Consider the following 18165-nt stretch of genomic DNA (forward strand, 5'->3'; position numbering starts at 1 on the left):
ATTGTAAACTATATTGACTATTACAACAACAAACGAATTAAGGTAAAACTAAAAGGACTTAGTCCTGTGCAATACAGGACTAAATCCTTAACTTAAATTATTTGTCTAACTTTTTGGGGTCAGTACATTTTTAGGAGGTCGTTTTTTTTATCTTCAATTGATCATTGAAACTTGAAATTTAAACCCTATTTTTGTATAGTAAGGGAGAAATAAGAAAGGAAAGCGATGAAAGAAGTAACAGGTCTCCTCGTTATGGATGTAGATGGAACTTTGATCCAACAAGAAGGAATTGATTTACTAGCTCAAGAAGCTGGCGTAGGACAAAAAGTAGCAGAGATTACGGCACAAGCAATGAATGGAGAGTTGGATTTTAAAGCATCTTTACAGGCGCGTGTCGCTTTATTGAAGGGATTAGAGGCCTCTATCTTTCCGAAAATTGTAGAGCAGATGGACGTCACACCGGGAGCTAAGGTCTTAATCACGGAACTTCATCAAAGAGGTTACAAGGTTGGCCTTGTTTCAGGGGGATTTCATGAAGTCATCGATCCTATCGCGAAGTCTTTAGGAATTGATCTAGTTCGTGCTAATCGTTTGCAGACTTTTGATGGCCGTCTGACAGGGAAAGTGCTCGGAGAGATTGTGACCCCTGAAAGAAAAAAAGACTTCCTCCTGACATGGGCGAGAGAAAATCATATTCCACGAAGTCAGACGATTGCTATGGGAGATGGTGCCAATGATCTTCCCATGATTGAAACAGCCGTAATCGGGATTGCCTTTATGGCAAAGCCGATCGTTGCCGAACGAGCTCCATACCGTATTAAGACGAGGGATCTAAGCCTTGTTCTTGAAATTCTAGACCAGCATAGAAAGGAAACAGTATGCATATCCTACTAGCACCGGATTCATTTAAAGAATCCTTATCCGCCAAACAAGTAGCAGAAGCCTTAAAAAAAGGATTTCAAGAGGCTCTACCAGATGCAACTTTTGACCTCCTTCCCATAGGGGATGGTGGCGAAGGAACCATGGATACACTCGCTGGCGTTCTGAATTTAACCAAGAAGCATACTCAGGTAACAGGACCATTTGGGAAGCCTGTTTCAATGGCTTATTACCGAAAAGATGAGATGGCATTTTTTGAGATGGCCTCTCTTGTTGGCTTAGGCTCTATCCCAGCTGAAAAACGCAATCCACTAGAACTAGAGACACGAGGAATTGGTGAACTGATTTTGCAATTGGTTGACCAAGGGGTTAAAACGATCTGTGTAGGAATTGGTGGTTCTGCAACGAATGATGGTGGGATTGGGATGGCTGCTGGACTTGGGGTAGCCTTCTATGATGATCAAGGCCATCTGCTTCGTCCTGTCGGGGCTTCGATCGGTCGTGTGGCTAGAATAGATACCAGTGCGGTTCCAAAAGCTTTACAAGACATCGAGCTCCAAGTCTTAACGGATGTAACCAATCCTCTCTGTGGCAGTCAAGGAGCGACCTATATCTTTGGTGGGCAAAAGGGATTGAATCCCCTTCTGTTTCCAGCTGTTGATCAGGCTATGCAGGATTTTTACCAGCTAGCTGATGCACGAATTTTGTCTATGCCTAGCGCCGGAGCTGGAGGTGGCATGGCTGCTGGCTTGGTCGCTTTTGCGGGAGGTCAGATTTCCTCAGGAATTGAAAAAAGTCTCGATTTGATTGACTTTAATCACAAAGTACAAAAAGCTGATCTGGTCGTTGTTGGGGAAGGTAGGATGGATCTCCAATCCCTTTCTGGGAAGGCACCTGTCGGGGTGGCCAAACGAACACCAGAGAAGATCCCAGTGATAGCTATTTGTGGTAGCTTAGCGGAGGATTTGCCTGCTTTTCCTAGTCATCACATTGAAGCTGCCTTCTCTATCGTACCTGTTCCTTGTGAGGTAGCAGATGCACTCGCTCATGCTGAAAGGAATCTGATTTCCTGTGCTCGAAATATTGGGAACCTTTTAAAAATAAAAGCAAACTAAAAAACCAATTGAAAAGGAAATTCCTTTTCAATTGGTTCTTTCTTTAGCCAAAGAGGCGTTTCCAAAATGATTTTTTTTCAGGTGCTGTGCTCTCTTCTTTCTTTTCAAACAAATTTGGATACTGGAGGCTGATATCGGTTGGAGAAATTCCAGATGGATGATCCGTATGGATGATGAGACCAAAGGGAGAGTGGCGACAGTCATCTGAAACAATGCTTGCCACAAGACCAAGATCCTTTGTTTTTTTCAAATATTGAAGTTGGCTGCTTTCATCCAAGGCAGGCGAAATTTTGACCAATACAGGTTCAAAGCGTTCTGAAATGTTCGTAAGAATTGAAGAATAGTGCTCCAAATAGAGATTGTCCCTTGCCTCCTCCAAGGTACATGATGCAATCACACGCTCCTCATATGTCTCCAAAAATCGACGCTGTTCATCAGGATTGAACCGAGTAGGACCAGCAGCTTTTTCTAAAATCGTTTTATTAATATCTGTCATAAGTTTAGTATAGCATAAAGCGTAGCAGAAGAGTAGAGGAATGCTAAAAAATTAAATAAGGAAGGGAAATGGAAGAAAATAAGAAAGTGGAACCGTTTTCTCGTTAAAAACTTCTCAATTTTTGTAGAATTCCTTGTTTTTTCTTGAAAAAATAGCCTAATTACGATATGATAGAGGAGTAAAAAATATAACTCAATAAGGAGAGTAAGAAATGTCAATTATTACTGATGTTTACGCTCGCGAAGTCCTAGACTCACGCGGTAACCCAACACTTGAAGTAGAAGTTTATACTGAATCAGGTGCTTTCGGACGTGGTATGGTTCCATCAGGAGCTTCTACTGGTGAACATGAAGCAGTAGAACTTCGCGACGGTGACAAATCTCGTTACGGTGGTCTTGGAACTCAAAAAGCTGTTGACAATGTAAACAACATCATTGCTGAAGCAATCATCGGCTACGATGTACGTGACCAACAAGCTATTGACCGTGCAATGATCGCTCTTGACGGTACTCCTAACAAAGGTAAATTGGGAGCAAACGCAATCCTTGGTGTGTCTATCGCTGTAGCTCGTGCTGCTGCTGACTACCTTGAAATCCCACTTTACAGCTACCTTGGTGGATTCAACACTAAAGTTCTTCCAACTCCAATGATGAACATCATCAATGGTGGATCTCACTCAGATGCTCCAATCGCTTTCCAAGAATTCATGATCGTACCTGCTGGTGCACCTACATTCAAAGAAGCTCTTCGTTGGGGTGCTGAAATCTTCCACGCACTTAAGAAAATCCTTAAAGGTCGTGGTCTTGAAACAGCCGTTGGTGACGAAGGTGGATTCGCTCCTCGTTTCGACGGAACTGAAGATGGTGTAGAAACTATCATCGCTGCTATTGAAGCTGCTGGTTATGTTCCAGGTAAAGACGTATTTATCGGATTTGACTGTGCCTCATCAGAATTCTACGATAAAGAACGTAAAGTATACGACTACACTAAATTCGAAGGTGAAGGCGCTGCTGTTCGTACTGCTGAAGAACAAATCGCTTACCTTGAAGGATTGGTTGACAAATACCCTATCATCACTATCGAAGATGGTATGGATGAAAACGACTGGGAAGGTTGGAAAGCTCTTACTGAACGTCTTGGCGGTAAAGTTCAATTGGTTGGTGACGACTTCTTCGTAACAAACACTGATTACCTTTCACGTGGTATCAAAGAAGGATGTGCTAACTCAATCCTTATCAAAGTTAACCAAATCGGTACTCTAACTGAAACATTCGACGCTATCGAAATGGCTAAAGAAGCTGGTTACACTGCCGTTGTATCACACCGTTCAGGTGAAACTGAAGATTCAACAATCGCTGACATCGCAGTTGCAACAAACGCAGGACAAATCAAGACTGGTTCACTTTCACGTACAGACCGTATCGCTAAATACAACCAATTGCTTCGCATCGAAGATCAACTTGGTGAAGTAGCTGAATACCGTGGATTGAAATCATTCTACAACCTTAAGAAATAATCTAGTTTACTAGACTAAAAAGATCCTTGAGTTTTCTCAAGGATCTTTTTTTGCTTGGGGTAAACAAAAATGAGGCTGGGACAAAAGTCCTGGCCTCTCAATTATTTTTGGATTGTAGGGCAAGACGCAGTGGTTGAGTGGGCTCTACTACGCTGATTTCATCAGCTTTTACAGCCCTACTCAACTGTGCGGAGGTGGGACGACGAAATCGAATTCTAACGAATTACCGATTTCTGTCCCACTCTCATCGTCTTATTAGAACAAGCCTTTGATTTTGTCCAAGGCACCGCTGACCATTTCATTTCCAGATACAAGCCCTTTGGCTTGTTCAAGGTAGTCACCGAGGTTGTCTTTGTTGTCATCAACAAATTTCTTTGCAGCGTCGAAGTCTTTCTTTTCGATCATTTCTTTAACTTGGTTAAATAAGTCCAATGGATTCATGTTAGGGTCTCCTAAAATATAAGTTGTGAAGTCAGGCTCACGCCTTTTTCTCATCTATTTAATCATTTTTTTAGAGGTTTGACAACTAAAACGACTTAATGAAAAACCGTACAAACGGCCTCTGGAACATAGAAGTCGTCAGATAGAAGGGTCAATTTTCCGCTAGCAGGATCCCTCTTGAAGACGGTGGCATTAGGTGAATCTTGATGGGCTGCGATTAGGTGGTTTTGATCAGGACTAAGCGTGAAATCACGTGGATTGAGCCCTTGACTTGGAACAATTTCAATGAGTTCTAGGCTACCATCAGCCACAACTTTGAAGACAGCAATGGAATTGTGAGCACGGTTAGATGCATAGAGGAATTTTCCATCAGCTGAGAGCTTGATCGCAGAAGCCCATTTTTGACCATCGTAGTCTGATGGAAGTGTGGAAACAGTTTGGAAGTGTTCGAATTCACCCATACCGTCATAAAAGAGCACATCGATCGTAGCATTTAATTCATTGATGAGATAAGCAGTCTTATAGTGAGGATGAAAGACCAAGTGACGAGGTCCTGCCCCTGGAGCTGTTTGATATTGATTGATCAGGGTTAGGTTTCCTTCCTCACTGACATCATAAACATGCAAACTATCTGTTCCTAGGTCACACGTGATCAGGTACTGATCTGGTGTAAGGTCTGCATAGTGGGTATGTGGACTTGCTTGATTGGCGTGAGGACCACTTCCTTGGTGGGTGTCTTGATCGACAAAGGACAAACGCCCATCTGCCTCTAGCTTATATACGAGAACTTGGCCTTTGTGATAGTTGGCTCCATAGACCAGTTGACGCTTGTCATCGACAGAGACATAGCAAAGTGGAGCCCCCTCTTCAACAACGTGATTGAGCGGCTGAAAATCAGCTGTAAAGCTTGCGATTCCTCCTTTTCCCTCTTCAGCTCCGACACTGTAGAGGTTGCCTTTTTCAGAAAAAGCGATATAGGTTGGATTGGGCTCAGCTGCCACTAGTTCAAGATGGCTCAATGTGCCTGTTTCAGGATCAAATTGTGCCTTGTAAATTCCTTTGGATTCTTTTTTGGTATAGGTACCGAAATAAATGGTTTGAGACATAGGTCACCTCGTATGATTTGTTAGGTTTATTATATCAAAGGTCCTATTGGAAGGCAATTGCTAGTTGAAAAGGCGAGGGCCTTTCTTTCTTATTTTGCTAGTTTTTTCGTAACTTCAAGCTCAAAAAATGCTAAAATAGAAACAGATTGAAATGAAAAGGAGTTCTCTGTGGATAATAAAGAAAAACAGTTTAGTTTGTCCTGGTTTTTTAGATGGTTTTTAGACAACAAGGCCATTACCGTATTTTTAGTTACCTTGCTGTTGGGCTTGAACCTTTTGGTTTTGAGTAAAATCACCTTTATTTTTATTCCTATTTTTGAGTTTGCAGGAGCCGTCATGCTGCCTGTTATTATCTCTGGTTTGCTCTATTACCTGCTCAACCCTATTGTTGACTTTCTTGAAAGAAAAGGACTCAAGCGGATTTTTGCGATTTCCTTAGTCTTTTTCTTGATTGCAGTGCTTTTAATTTGGGGTCTAGCTGTAGTGATTCCATCCGTCCAACGACAAGTGGTGAGTTTCTTTCATAACTTGCCAACTTATTTGGAAAAGGCCAATGCAACCATCGATGATTTTCTAGATAATCGCGTCTCCTCTGATATCAAACCCCAGTTAGATGAGATCACTAAGGAACTGTCTGCAAACATTACTTCTTGGGCCAGTTCGATCTCTGGGCGGGCTGTCAATTGGGTCAGCAACTTGATCGGAGTGGCTTCGCAAGTTATTGTTGCCTTGATCATCATGCCTTTTATTGTCTTTTATCTTCTTCGAGATGGAAAAAATTTAAAGGGCCACATTGTTCGCTTTTTACCGACTAAGATTCGTAAATCGGCTGAACAGGTTCTCTCAGATGTCAATACCCAACTCTCCAACTACGTTCGAGGGCAAATTACGGTAGCCATTGTCGTCGCCATTATGTTCATCATCTTCTTTAAGATCATTGGCTTGCGCTATGCGGTGACACTAGGGATCTCTGCAGGGATCTTGAATTTGATCCCATACTTGGGTAGTTTCTTAGCCATGTTACCTGCCTTAGTATTGGGCTTGGTAGCAGGGCCAGAGATGTTTATCAAGGTCTTGATTGTATTTGCAATGGAGCAAACCATTGAAGGACGTTTTGTATCACCCTTGGTTTTGGGGAGCCAGTTAAATATCCATCCAATTACCATTTTATTTGTGCTCTTGACGTCAGGATCTATGTTTGGAATCTGGGGAGTTTTCCTTGGAATTCCAGTCTATGCATCTGCTAAGGTGGTGATCGGAGCTATCTTTGAATGGTATAAGGTCGTCAGTGGTTTGTATGAAGAACATAATGAAGTAGAAGAGGAAACACACAGTGAGTCATAGTCAACAAATGGTAGAGGCTCTCGATCGGCAGGAGCTAGAAGAAGCAGAAGTTCAATTTCAACAGGCTTTGTTAGAAGATAGTGAAGCACAATTATTGGATTTAGGTCAATATCTTGAAAGTATCGGTTTTTACCCTCAGGCAAAGGAGATCTATGAACAGATTGCAGAAACCTATCCAGAAGTGTATCTAAGTTTGGCAACTATACTTGCAGAGGAAGGTCAAATGGAAGAGGCCTTTGCTTATTTAGAAGAAATTGAGCCAGACTCTAACTGGTATGTGGCCAGTCTCTTGGTTAAGGCTGATCTCTATCAGATGGAAGGCCTAGCAGATGTGGCGCGTGAAAAATTAGTTGAAGCAGCCCGTCTGTCTGATGATCCCATCATTCAATTAGGGCTAGCTGAAATTGATCTGGAATTGGAACGCTACCAAGAGGCTATCCAAGAGTATGCCCAGTTGGACAATCGGGAGATTTTGGAAGCAACAGGAATTTCCACCTATCAACGGATTGGTTTTGCCTATGCCAATCTTGGTAAGTTTGAAGCAGCTGTTCCTTTCTTAGAGAAAGCTCTGGAGATTGAGTTTGATGACCAGATTGCTTACGAATTAGCGACCTTATTGTCTGACCAAGAAGAATTCCAAAAAGCCCTGATCTACTACAAACAAATTGATACCTTGTCGCCTGATTTTGAGGGCTATGAGTATGGTTATGCTTTAGCTTTACAGGCTGAAAATGACCGTGAAAAAGCGCTTGAGATTGCTAAACAAGGGATCCAGAAGAATCCCTTTGATGCCCAATTGAAGCTTCTTGCTTCTCGGCTTTCTTATGAACTTCACCAGCCTGAACAGGCAGAAGCTTATCTATTAGAGGCTAAAGAAGTGGCAGATGATCTCGAAGAGATTGCTCTTCGTCTGACTACCCTTTATTTGGAACAGGAACGCTTTGACCAAGTCTTGGCTTGGCAAAATGAAGAAGTCGAAACAGTTGTTACCCGGTGGAACATTGCCCGTGCCTTGGCTGCTTTGGAGAAAACAGAAGAGGCCGTCTCAGCCTACCAAGAGCTTTATGAGGATTTAAAAGACAACCCAGAGTTCCTCGAAGCCTATGTTTATTTGTTGCGTGAGGCTGGAGATGTGACGAAGGCGCGTGAAGTGGCTAACCAGTATTTGGCGATCGTACCAGACGATGTGCAGATGCAAACCCTCTATGATAGCCTCTAATCAAAACCATATCGTGAAGATTCGGAATAGTTTGTGGTATACTGGTAGAAGATAGAATGAGGAGAGAAAAACATGGAACCAGTGAAACTTTTTCAATACAATACCTTAGGTGCCCTAATGGCGGGTCTGTACGGGGGTTCATTTACGATTGGAGAACTCTTGGAACACGGAGATCTAGGAGTTGGGACGCTTGATTCTATTGATGGAGAGTTGATCGTATTAGATGGTAAGGCATATCAGGCCAAGGGATCAGGGGATCATCCTGAAATAGTCGAAGTTTCTCTGGATGCCAAGGTTCCTTATGCAGCAGTCGTCCCTCACCAAGCAGAAGTCATTTTCCGCCAACGCTTTGAAATGACGGACGAGGAATTAGAAGCCCGTATTGAATCGTATTACGATGGGGAAAATCTTTTCCGCTCCATTAAGATTCGTGGTGACTTTGCCAAGATGCATGTCCGTATGATTCCAAAATCCACACCAGAGATGAAGTTTGCAGAGGTTGCAACCCATCAGCCAGAGTATACACGGGAAAATGTCACTGGAACCATCGTCGGTTTTTGGACACCAGAAATTTTCCATGGCGTGAGTGTGGCTGGTTATCATTTGCACTTTATTTCAGATGACCACACCTTTGGTGGCCATGTCATGGATTTTGTCATCACAGAAGGGATTGTAGAGGTGGGGGCCATCGATCAGCTGGATCAACGTTTCCCAGTTCAAGACCGTCAGTACCTCTTTGCCAAATTCAATGTTGATGAGGTCAAAGAAGACATTAATAAAGCAGAATAAAAAGAGGCTGGGACAAAAGTCCTAGCCTCTCAATTATTTTTGGATTGTCGAGCAAGACGCAGTGGTTGAGTGGGCTCTACTACGCTGATTTCATCAGCTTTTACAGCCTTACTCAACTGTGCGGAGGTGGGACGACGAAATCGAATTCTAATGAATTACCGATTTCTGTCCCACTCTCTTTTATTTTTGAAATCAGTCCGTTAGTTTCATGGCTTTGATTTTTTCTTCTTCTGGGGTGACCCGCAGAGTCTTCTGGCCGGTGTAGGTGACAAAGCCTGGTTTTCCACCTGTTGGTTTATTGAGTTTCTTGGCTTCGATCATATCTACTTGGACCAAGTTTGAGAGACGGGCCTTGGAATAGTAGGCGGCCAACTCTGCAGCATCGGTCTTCACTTCATCCGATGGATCGAGATTGCCAGTAATGACGACGTGGCTTCCTGGAATATCTTTGGCATGGAACCAGAGTTCGTCTTTTTTAGCGATCTTAAAGGTCAGTTCATCGTTTTGCAGATTATTGCGACCCACTAAAATGATGGTTTTTCCATCACTAGCCAGGTATTTTTCTGGTTTTTTACGTTTATGAATTTTTTCACGGTTGCGCCGTTTGATAAAGCCGGTCTGGATTAGCTCTTCTCGAATTTCTGCCACCTCAGCTAGACTCGCTTGAGAAAGGGTTGTTTCAACCGTTTCAAGATAAGAAATGGTTTCCTTGGTTTCTTGAATGAGGATGGTCAAATGTTTGACGGCTTCTTTTAACTTCTGGTAGCGTTTAAAGTAGCGTTGGGCATTTTGATTGGGGGTCAGGGCCTTGTTGAGTTGGATGGTGATCGGTTCATTGGTATAGTAATTATCCAAAACAACCTGGTCTTGGTCGTTTGGTACCTGATGGAGGAAGGTTGTCAGCAATTCTCCTTTTTGGCGGAATTCTTCCGCATTGTCGGTCGCCGCTAACTCCGCTTCTTGTTTGGCTAATTTTTTTCGGTTCTTTTCAAGATCGTTTTCGACCTTGCGGATCAATTCACTAGCCTGTTGTTGCACCCGATCGCGCTCAGCCTTGTCTCGGTAATAGTCATCTAGCAGATCGGAAAGTGTCTCAAAGGTTTGACTAGTGGCATCTTCAAAGGGAATAGCCGAGAAGGATTTGGTCGTTAGGCGTGGCTCAGTTGGAGCTTGGAAAAAGGCACGGAAGGTTTTTAATTTTTCATCCGTCTCAAGTCGCTTGGCCAATTCTTGAGACGTATCTCGCCCCAAACCTTGGAAACATTTTTGAAGGTTCTTTGGGCTTAACTCTTCTTTGTGAAGAAGGGCAAAAAGGGCTTCATCTCCAATTGTAAAAGGATTAACCGCGTCTGTTTTCGGAGGCGCTACATGGGTCGATCCAGGGAGAATGGTCCGGTAGCTATTTTGTGAGAAGCCGACATGTTTAATGGCTTCGATGATTTTATTGCTGGTGCGGTCCAGGAGAATAATATTACTGTGCTTGCCCATGATTTCGATCATGAGGCTGACAGAAATGGCATCTCCAATTTCGTTTTTATTGGAGACACGGATTTCAAGAATCCGGTCGTTTTCCATTTGCTCAATCCCTTCAATGACAGCGCCTTGAAGATATTTGCGCATGACCATAATAAAGGTATTGGGAAAGGCAGGATTTTCAAAGTTGGTCTGGGTCCGTTGAATCCGTCCAAAGACAGAATGGGCAGAGAGCAAGAGTTTTTGGTTTTTCCGATTGCCTCGGATTTGGAGCACCAATTCTTGCTCGAAGGGTTGGTTAATTTTTTGAATGCGACCACTCAAGAGTTCGGCCTTCAATTCTTCCACCATATGGTGTAAAAAAAATCCATCAAAAGACATGGGATTCCTCATCATTCTAGCGTTTATTCTAGTAAATTATATCAAAATTAGAGCGGAAATCCCAGAAAGAAGCAAGAGGATGTAAAATAGAAAATGCGAACGTTTCCAAAAAAATACAGAAAAAGTATTGACATTTTTGAAAGAAAACTTTAAAATGTAAGAAATTAGAAAAGTAGTAAATGAAAGTTTCAAGAGAGCCCACGGTTGCTGAGAGTGGGTAGCGGCAGTTTATGAAATTGGACTAATGATGAGATGAATTTGAAACAATAAAAATTCGGTTGGCACACCTTATCGTGCAACTTGTTGCTAGACAAGACAGAGATATGGGGGAGACTATCCTTTTCCCATAAGTGAGGTGGCACCGCGATGACACGTCCTCACATAGCTTTTGCTATGTGTGGGCGTGTTTTTTGTTTTAGATGAGAAGGGAGAAAAGATATGAAGAAACGATGGCGTCGCAGTCTTTAGATGATGGAAAAAAAGAAGAAAATGAAAAATAGAAGAGGTATTAAAAATGAAAAATAAACGTTTAATGGGAATTATTGGTTTGATTGCAGCAGCAGTCATTGGGACAGCGATCTATTCAGCTACAGCAGGCAAAGACAACAAGGCAGCAAGTAGCAATGAAAAGGCTAAAGTTGGGGTCTTGCAGTTGGTCAGCCACCCTTCGCTTGATTTGATTTACAAGGGAATTCAAGATGGTTTGGCTGAAGAAGGTTATGACAAAGATAAAGTGGACATTGATTTCCTTAATGCTGAAGGCGACCAAAACAAAGTTGCAACCATGAGTAAACAATTGGTAGACAAGGATAACCAAGTCTTGATTGGAATTGCAACCCCATCTGCTCAAGGATTGGCTAGTGCAACAAAAGACAAACCCATCGTTATGGGAGCTGTCACTGATCCGGTCGGCGCAAACTTGGTCAAAGATTTGAAAAAACCAGGTGGCAATATCACTGGGGTATCTGACCACAATCCAACTGAGCAACAGTTGAAATTAATCAAAGAATTGACTCCGAACGTGAAAACAATTGGGATCCTGTACTCAACCAGTGAAGATAATTCCAAATCTCAAGTAGAAGAATTTACAAAATTAGCTGAAAAAGCAGGCTACAAGGTGGTTCCTTATTCTGTACCTTCTACAAATGAAATTGCTTCGACCGTGTCTGTAATGTCAGGCAAAGTCGATGCCATCTGGGTTCCAATCGACAATACCATCGCTTCAGCCTTCTCAACAGTTGTCGAAGCAAACAAAACAGCTAAAAAACCAATCTTCCCAAGTGCGACAGCTATGGTAGAAGCTGGCGGTTTAGGCTCAGTCGTTGTCGACCAACATGATCTTGGAGTGGCAACTGGTAAAATGGCTGCGAAAATCTTGAAAGGTCAAAAACCAGCGGATACACCTGTTGAAATCTTTAGCCAAGGAAAATCTGTCATCAATAAAAAAGTCGCAGATGAATTGGGCATTACTATTCCAGAATCTGTCTTGAAAGATGCTGGACAAGTCATTAAATAAAAAGGAAACGAATCACAAGAATAGCAGGGGAATTTGGCTTTGGCAGGTCTTAAAATCGTGACCTTTAAAAATGTCTACTAGTGCTCACAACTAACTATGTTACTCATGGTAGAGGAGAAAGATATGGAAGTTAAGATAACAGATCTTCATCCGACCCAACTATATTTATCAGAAAAGAAGTTACATGATATCCAGATGCTTGATCAGTCGGCAGAAATCATCAATGTGGACCCAATTAGTGTTCTTGCATTTGGAGATCGTTTGTTGATTACAGACGGGCATCACAGGGCTTATCAGGCTTTATTGGCAGGTCGGGATACGATTTCTGCTGAGTTTGATAGAGATGGTGGCGATGCCTTGTATGCTCTCTATGCGCAAGCTTGCGAGGAAAGAAAGATAGACTCTGTTTTGGATTTAAAACATCGTATCTTACCTCAAGATGAGTATGAAGCAAAATGGTATAACTGGTGTGATGGTTTTAACCAAGCAGCAACTCTTCTAATGAAAAGGAAAGCAGATGAAACAGACAATGCAAATAGATAATGCACTGCATCTTCTTTCTTTTTCTAGTGAATTAGTCTCATCTAACTTGTTTTTTAACTAAAAATCTGATAAACTAAATGGTAATTGAATAGAAATCTGCAAGACTAGTACCTCAAGGGAAGTGTGACAGGGAGAAGAGCCGTGACTGAAAGCTCTTTGCATGGAAGTTGGGTGAATTCACTTGCGCAAGGATTTAGAAATTAAGGTCTGGTTTACAGATAAAAAACGGATGGTACCGCGTGTCAACGCTCCGATTAGGAGAAGTCACGCGGTTTTTTCTATGTCTGTAAATGGACCATGATGGAGGAAATATGTCAACGATTGAAGAACAACTAAAAGCGCTTCGAGAAGAAACGCTGTCAGCCTTGAAGCAGATCTCTGCTGAAAATGAAAAAGAGATGCAAGAACTACGGGTCTCTGTTCTTGGTAAAAAAGGATCTCTGACGGAAATTCTTAAAGGGATGAAGGATGTCTCTGCTGAGATGCGTCCGGTTATTGGAAAACACGTCAATGAAGCCCGTGATGTCTTGACGGCTGCCTTCGAAGAAACTGCCAAACTCTTGGAAGAAAAGAAAGTCCAAGCTAAACTAGCGAGCGAAAGCATCGATGTGACCCTTCCAGGTCGTCCAGTTGCTAGTGGTTACCGTCATATTTTGACCCAAACTAGTGAAGAAATCGAAGATATCTTTATCGGGATGGGGTATCAAGTCGTAGACGGCTTTGAAGTAGAGCAAGATTACTATAACTTTGAACGGATGAATCTGCCTAAAGATCACCCAGCGCGGGATATGCAGGATACCTTCTATATCACAGAAGAAATCTTGCTTCGGACCCATACCTCACCTGTACAGGCGCGGGCTATGGATGCGCATGACTTTAGCAAGGGACCATTGAAGATGATCTCTCCAGGGCGGGTTTTCCGTCGGGATACGGATGATGCGACCCACAGCCACCAATTCCATCAAATCGAAGGCTTGGTCGTTGGGAAAAGCATTTCTATGGCAGACCTTCAAGGAACGCTTCAATTGATCGTGCAAAAGATGTTTGGTGCAGAACGTCAAATCCGTTTGCGTCCTTCTTACTTCCCATTCACTGAGCCATCGGTTGAAGTGGACGTTTCTTGCTTCAAGTGTGGTGGAGCGGGATGTAACGTATGTAAGAAAACTGGTTGGATTGAAATCATGGGAGCCGGTATGGTTCACCCACGCGTCCTTGAGATGAGTGGTATTGACCCAACAGTTTATTCAGGATTTGCCTTTGGACTTGGTCAAGAGCGTGTGGCCATGCTTCGTTATGGAATCAATGATATCCGTGGCTTCTATCAAGGAGATGTTCGCTTCTCAGAACAGTTTAAATAATCATGTTAGTTAGAGTAAAAATCGATCAATTAGAGACCTTACGTGACCTAGAAGTGGAAACCTATCGGGATACCTTTGGTCCCTATATTGTTGAGGAAGATTTGGAAGATTACTTCTCTACTGTGCTCTCTTTGGAGCAAATCGAGAAGGATCTGCTAGATCCAGAATCTGAAACCTATTTTGTCCTCAATGAAGATCAAAAAATCTGTGGTTTTCTCAAGATCAACTGGGGTCAGGCGCAGACCGAGCCAGTAGAGATGGATAAGTCCTTTGAGATCCAACGGATCTATGTCAAGAAGGAATGTCAAGGGGCTGGTTTCGGCAAGGAAATGTTTACCTTTGCGCTGGATCAAGCCAAGAGTCGTGGCTTTGAGTGGGCTTGGCTAGGTGTATGGGAACGCAACTTTAAGGCGCAAGATTTTTACTACCGCTTTGGATTTGAACGATTTAGTGAACACCAGTATATCACCGGAGATACCGTGGATACAGACTGGTTGTTGCGCAAGCATTTGAAGGAGAATCCGCAAGCTTAATTGTGGGTCCAAATTGAGAGAAAGGAATTGAGAAGATCTCACCTAGTGGGATCTTACGATCAGAATAATGTTAGTATCATATAAATGGTTAAAACAATTGGTGGACGTGGATGTGCCATCAGAAGAGTTGGCTGAAAAAATGTCAACTACAGGGATCGAAGTAGAAGGTGTGGAATCGCCTGCTGATGGTCTCTCAAAAATTGTCGTCGGAGAAGTCTTGTCTTGTGAAGATGTGCCAGAGACACACCTTCATGTCTGCCAAGTTAATGTGGGTGAAGAAGAAGCGCGTCAAATCGTCTGTGGAGCACCAAATGTGCGAGCAGGCATCAAGGTGATGGTGGCTCTTCCAGGTGCTCGCATCGCAGATAACTACAAGATTAAAAAAGGGAAAATCCGTGGTTTGGAATCCCTTGGGATGATCTGTTCACTTGGTGAGTTGGGCATTTCTGACTCCGTTGTACCGAAAGAATTTGCAGATGGGATCCAAATCTTGCCAGAGGATGCTGTTCCAGGAGAAGAAGTCTTCTCTTACCTAGACTTGGATGATGAAATTATCGAACTTTCCATCACTCCAAACCGTGCAGACGCTCTTTCGATGCGTGGGGTAGCTTACGAAGTAGCAGCTATCTATGACAAGGCAGTCAACTTCAAAGAATTTACCTTGACCGAAACAGACCAAGCTGCAGCAGATGCTCTTTCTGTCAGCATTGACACAGACAAGGCTCCTTATTATGCAGCTCGTATCTTGGACAATGTGACCATCGCACCAAGTCCACAATGGTTGCAAAACCTCCTCATGAATGAAGGCATCCGTCCCATCAATAATGTGGTTGACGTGACCAACTATATCTTGCTTTACTTTGGTCAGCCCATGCATGCCTTTGACTTGGATACCTTTGAAGGAAATGATATCCGAGTACGTGAAGCGCGTGCAGGTGAGAAATTAGTGACCTTGGATGGGGAAGAGCGTGAGTTGGAAACAAGTGACCTCGTGATTACGGTTGCTGACAAACCTGTTGCCCTTGCAGGTGTCATGGGGGGAGAGGCTACAGAAATCTCTGAAAAGTCTACTCGTGTAGTTCTTGAAGCGGCTGTTTTCAATGGCAAATCGATCCGTAAGACTAGTGGTCGCCTCAACCTACGCTCTGAATCATCTTCTCGCTTTGAAAAAGGCATCAATGTGGCAACTGTTAATGAAGCCCTTGATGCCGCAGCAAGTATGATTGCTGAATTGGCTGGTGCAACCGTACGTAAGGGCATCGTTTCAGCAGGCCAGTTAGACACTTCTGATGTAGAAGTTTCTTCTACTCTTGCAGACGTTAACCGTGTCCTTGGAACAGAACTTTCCTACGCGGATGTCGAAGATGTCTTCCGTCGTCTTGGTTTTGGCCTTTCTGGAAATGCAGAAAGCTTCACAGTCAGCGTTCCTCGTCGCCGTTGGGACATCACTATCGAAGCGGACCTCTTTGAAGAAATTGCTCGAATTTATGGTTATGACAAATTACCAGCAACCCTTCCAAAAGATGACGGGACAGCAGGTGAATTGACAGCGACTCAAAAATTGCGTCGCCAAGTTCGGACTATCGCTGAAGGGGCTGGATTGACTGAAATCATTACTTATGCACTGACAACTCCTGAAAAAGCAGTGGAGTTCACGACTGCACCAAGCAACTTAACGGAGCTCATGTGGCCAATGACTGTGGATCGTTCGGTCCTCCGTCAAAATATGATCTCAGGAATCTTGGATACTGTAGCTTATAATGTCGCTCGTAAGAACAAAGATTTGGCCCTCTATGAGATCGGAAAAGTCTTTGAACAGACAGGTAATCCAAAAGAAGACTTGCCAAACGAAATCAATAGCTTTGCCTTTGCTTTGACTGGCTTAGTTGCTGAAAAAGACTTCCAAACTCCAGCTGTTCCAGTTGACTTCTTCTATGCCAAGGGAATCTTGGAAGTCCTCTTTACTCGCTTGGGTCTTGAAGTGACTTATACAGCAACACAGGAAATCAAGAGTCTCCACCCAGGACGTACAGCCTTGCTCTCACTTGGTGACCAGGTGATTGGGGTCTTGGGACAAGTCCACCCTGTAACAGCTAAGGCTTATGACATTCCAGAAACCTATGTGGCAGAATTGAACTTATCTGCTATTGAAGCAGCTCTTCAACCAGCCGCAGCCTTTGTGGAAATCACCAAATTCCCAGCTGTGAGCCGTGATATCGCCCTTCTCCTCAAAGCAGAAGTGACCCACCAAGAAGTGGTTGATGCGATTCAAGCTGCTGGCGTGAAACGCTTAACAGATATCAAACTCTTTGACGTTTTCTCAGGTGAAAAACTAGGACTTGGCATGAAGTCTATGGCCTACAGCTTGACCTTCCAAAATCCAGAAGATAGCTTGACAGATGAAGAAGTCGCACGCTACATGGAAAAAATCCAAGCTTCACTTGAAGAAAAAGTCAATGCAGAAGTGCGTTAAGATGTAGTTCAAGACAGTTGAGACATGTTCTCAGCTGTTTTTGTTTTGTATTTTAAAAATTACAATCTTCTTACAAGTTTGTGAAAAGATTTACAAATGTTATAGGATGGTTTATAATAGAAGAATAAACATTTAGTAGATTTACTGAAAAAAGGAAGGAGAATGGGGATGCTAAATATGAGAAAACCTATCCTATCACTTGTTGGTTTGTTAGCAGTGGCTAGCCTAATCGGATGTCAGGAGGCAAGTCGAAAGAAAGAAGATTCAAAGGAACTAAGTCAAGAACAAATCATTGACAAGGGGCTGGAAGCTTTTGAACACTTGAAAAATGGCAAAATCCATATGGAAGATGAAGTAGTAAAGGTTGTAAATGAGCCGGAAGAGGGAGAGGAGAAAAATGCCACTGTTAAGACAAGCTTTGATGGTTCATTTGAATTGAGGCCGGATTATGTCCGTGGAATTTATACTTCAGCAGAGGGTACACAAGAAATATATTGGCAATCTTCGGTTCCCTTTTATAAAAAAGCAGGTGATTCAATATGGAGGACTGGATATAGTATTCGTGAATATGATGCAGGTATAGGAATCTTCCAAGATGCAATTCGATACTATCAAAAGAATAAAAAGAAAATGACGGTTACGGAAAAAAAGGATGCTTATGTACTTTATTATCAAACAGATGATGTAAAAAATATGATTAGTATCAGTAGACCAATTTTCCTAGGAGGAACTACAGCTTTTTATGGGTTTGCCGACACAAAGGTAAAAGGATATTTCAAGGTTGCTCTTTCAGTTTCTAAGGATAGTTTTAAACCCTTATCAATCACATATACCTCTCATGGCGAAACTGCAAAGAAAACCATGGATTTAACGAGTAAGATCACCTATTCTAACCAAAACACTGGTGTGAGGGTAGAAGAACCTGAAGATTTTGAACAAAATACTGAACATTTCGATTTAAACAATGAAAAAGGATCATAATC

At 42.7% G+C, this 18165-nt stretch carries 17 protein-coding genes and 1 other annotated feature; of the genes, 13 read left to right on the plus strand and 4 right to left on the minus strand.

Features of this window, described 5'->3' with window-relative positions:
• From QM870_RS09410 to QM870_RS09420, 3 genes are all read left to right on the plus strand, one after another.
• Positions 1-96: IS3 family transposase (locus QM870_RS09410; protein WP_301362722.1), on the plus strand; the 96-nt coding region annotated here is incomplete at its 5' end.
• 129 nt (positions 97-225) lie between these two features.
• Positions 226-894 carry a phosphoserine phosphatase SerB gene (gene serB / locus QM870_RS09415; RefSeq protein WP_414369379.1) on the plus strand — a complete coding sequence of 223 codons (669 nt, stop codon included), beginning with the start codon at positions 226-228 and terminating at the stop codon, positions 892-894.
• The gene (locus QM870_RS09420; protein ID WP_049483376.1) at positions 879-1994 is read left to right on the plus strand and encodes a glycerate kinase; all 1116 of its coding nucleotides are present in this window, start codon (positions 879-881) and stop codon (positions 1992-1994) included. The genes serB and QM870_RS09420 overlap by 16 nt, the downstream gene beginning before the upstream one ends.
• 43 nt (positions 1995-2037) lie before the next feature.
• On the opposite strand, the gene QM870_RS09425 is transcribed toward QM870_RS09420, so the two are convergent.
• Positions 2038-2490, minus strand: a complete 453-nt coding sequence (locus QM870_RS09425) for a DUF1694 domain-containing protein (protein ID WP_045759659.1) — start codon at positions 2488-2490, stop codon at positions 2038-2040.
• A gap of 211 nt (positions 2491-2701) precedes the next feature.
• Here QM870_RS09425 and eno point away from each other — a divergent pair, with 211 nt between their 5' ends.
• On the plus strand, positions 2702-4006 hold the full coding sequence (eno, locus tag QM870_RS09430; RefSeq protein WP_129299119.1) for a surface-displayed alpha-enolase: 1305 nt from the start codon (positions 2702-2704) through the stop codon (positions 4004-4006).
• A gap of 255 nt (positions 4007-4261) precedes the next feature.
• Here eno and QM870_RS09435 read toward each other — a convergent pair whose 3' ends face one another.
• Both QM870_RS09435 and QM870_RS09440 read right to left on the minus strand, forming a co-directional pair.
• Positions 4262-4447 (minus strand): hypothetical protein, encoded by a 186-nt coding sequence (locus tag QM870_RS09435; RefSeq protein ID WP_003002861.1) that lies wholly within the window; start codon positions 4445-4447, stop codon positions 4262-4264.
• A gap of 95 nt (positions 4448-4542) precedes the next feature.
• The gene (locus QM870_RS09440) at positions 4543-5553 is read right to left on the minus strand and encodes a lactonase family protein (RefSeq protein WP_414369381.1); all 1011 of its coding nucleotides are present in this window, start codon (positions 5551-5553) and stop codon (positions 4543-4545) included.
• A gap of 168 nt (positions 5554-5721) precedes the next feature.
• Here QM870_RS09440 and QM870_RS09445 point away from each other — a divergent pair, with 168 nt between their 5' ends.
• The 3 genes from QM870_RS09445 (at position 5722) to budA (ending at position 8905) form a co-directional block, all read left to right on the plus strand.
• The gene (locus QM870_RS09445; protein WP_070665395.1) at positions 5722-6897 is read left to right on the plus strand and encodes an AI-2E family transporter; all 1176 of its coding nucleotides are present in this window, start codon (positions 5722-5724) and stop codon (positions 6895-6897) included.
• Positions 6887-8116, plus strand: a complete 1230-nt coding sequence (locus QM870_RS09450) for a tetratricopeptide repeat protein (RefSeq protein ID WP_414369384.1) — start codon at positions 6887-6889, stop codon at positions 8114-8116. The genes QM870_RS09445 and QM870_RS09450 overlap by 11 nt, the downstream gene beginning before the upstream one ends.
• 72 nt (positions 8117-8188) lie before the next feature.
• Positions 8189-8905, plus strand: coding sequence for an acetolactate decarboxylase (budA, locus tag QM870_RS09455; RefSeq protein WP_195529119.1), 717 nt, complete (start codon positions 8189-8191; stop codon positions 8903-8905).
• 192 nt (positions 8906-9097) lie between these two features.
• Here budA and QM870_RS09460 read toward each other — a convergent pair whose 3' ends face one another.
• Entirely contained in the window at positions 9098-10759 is a 1662-nt protein-coding gene (locus QM870_RS09460; RefSeq protein ID WP_414369386.1) for an Rqc2 family fibronectin-binding protein, read from the minus strand.
• Positions 10760-10909: 150 nt separating this feature from the next.
• Positions 10910-11141, plus strand: a binding site (T-box leader).
• A gap of 132 nt (positions 11142-11273) precedes the next feature.
• Here QM870_RS09460 and trpX point away from each other — a divergent pair.
• The 6 genes from trpX (at position 11274) to QM870_RS09490 (ending at position 18163) form a co-directional block, all read left to right on the plus strand.
• Positions 11274-12275 (plus strand): tryptophan ABC transporter substrate-binding protein, encoded by a 1002-nt coding sequence (gene trpX, locus QM870_RS09465; protein ID WP_024055230.1) that lies wholly within the window; start codon positions 11274-11276, stop codon positions 12273-12275.
• A 123-nt stretch (positions 12276-12398) separates the two neighbouring features.
• Positions 12399-12818: a chromosome partitioning protein ParB gene (locus QM870_RS09470; RefSeq protein WP_414369388.1), complete on the plus strand. Its 420-nt coding sequence runs from the start codon at positions 12399-12401 to the stop codon at positions 12816-12818.
• 311 nt (positions 12819-13129) lie between these two features.
• Positions 13130-14176, plus strand: coding sequence for a phenylalanine--tRNA ligase subunit alpha (pheS, locus tag QM870_RS09475; protein WP_118095617.1), 1047 nt, complete (start codon positions 13130-13132; stop codon positions 14174-14176).
• Between the two features lie 2 nt (positions 14177-14178).
• Positions 14179-14709 carry a GNAT family N-acetyltransferase gene (locus tag QM870_RS09480; protein WP_414369389.1) on the plus strand — a complete coding sequence of 177 codons (531 nt, stop codon included), beginning with the start codon at positions 14179-14181 and terminating at the stop codon, positions 14707-14709.
• A 67-nt stretch (positions 14710-14776) separates the two neighbouring features.
• Positions 14777-17182, plus strand: coding sequence for a phenylalanine--tRNA ligase subunit beta (gene pheT / locus QM870_RS09485; RefSeq protein ID WP_414369390.1), 2406 nt, complete (start codon positions 14777-14779; stop codon positions 17180-17182).
• Positions 17183-17350: 168 nt separating this feature from the next.
• A complete protein-coding gene (locus QM870_RS09490; protein WP_201088052.1) occupies positions 17351-18163 on the plus strand; it encodes a hypothetical protein in 813 nt (270 codons plus the stop codon).
• The last annotated feature ends 2 nt before the right edge of the window (positions 18164-18165 follow it).

The organism is Streptococcus parasanguinis, from assembly GCF_047463195.1.
Classification (GTDB): Bacteria; Bacillota; Bacilli; order Lactobacillales; family Streptococcaceae; genus Streptococcus; species Streptococcus parasanguinis_R.

Bases quoted from the DNA above. Each gene is read 5' to 3' on its own strand.
- QM870_RS09425 (WP_045759659.1), bottom strand. From the start codon at position 2,490: ATGACAGATATTAATAAAACGATTTTAGAAAAAGCTGCTGGTCCTACT.
- QM870_RS09480 (WP_414369389.1), top strand. From the start codon at position 14,179: ATGTTAGTTAGAGTAAAAATCGATCAATTAGAGACCTTACGTGACCTA.
- QM870_RS09420 (WP_049483376.1), top strand. From the start codon at position 879: ATGCATATCCTACTAGCACCGGATTCATTTAAAGAATCCTTATCCGCC.
- pheT (WP_414369390.1), top strand. From the start codon at position 14,777: ATGTTAGTATCATATAAATGGTTAAAACAATTGGTGGACGTGGATGTG.
- budA (WP_195529119.1), top strand. From the start codon at position 8,189: ATGGAACCAGTGAAACTTTTTCAATACAATACCTTAGGTGCCCTAATG.
- QM870_RS09460 (WP_414369386.1), bottom strand. From the start codon at position 10,759: ATGTCTTTTGATGGATTTTTTTTACACCATATGGTGGAAGAATTGAAG.
- eno (WP_129299119.1), top strand. From the start codon at position 2,702: ATGTCAATTATTACTGATGTTTACGCTCGCGAAGTCCTAGACTCACGC.
- QM870_RS09435 (WP_003002861.1), bottom strand. From the start codon at position 4,447: ATGAATCCATTGGACTTATTTAACCAAGTTAAAGAAATGATCGAAAAG.
- QM870_RS09440 (WP_414369381.1), bottom strand. From the start codon at position 5,553: ATGTCTCAAACCATTTATTTCGGTACCTATACCAAAAAAGAATCCAAA.
- serB (WP_414369379.1), top strand. From the start codon at position 226: ATGAAAGAAGTAACAGGTCTCCTCGTTATGGATGTAGATGGAACTTTG.
- QM870_RS09470 (WP_414369388.1), top strand. From the start codon at position 12,399: ATGGAAGTTAAGATAACAGATCTTCATCCGACCCAACTATATTTATCA.
- trpX (WP_024055230.1), top strand. From the start codon at position 11,274: ATGAAAAATAAACGTTTAATGGGAATTATTGGTTTGATTGCAGCAGCA.
- QM870_RS09490 (WP_201088052.1), top strand. From the start codon at position 17,351: ATGCTAAATATGAGAAAACCTATCCTATCACTTGTTGGTTTGTTAGCA.
- pheS (WP_118095617.1), top strand. From the start codon at position 13,130: ATGTCAACGATTGAAGAACAACTAAAAGCGCTTCGAGAAGAAACGCTG.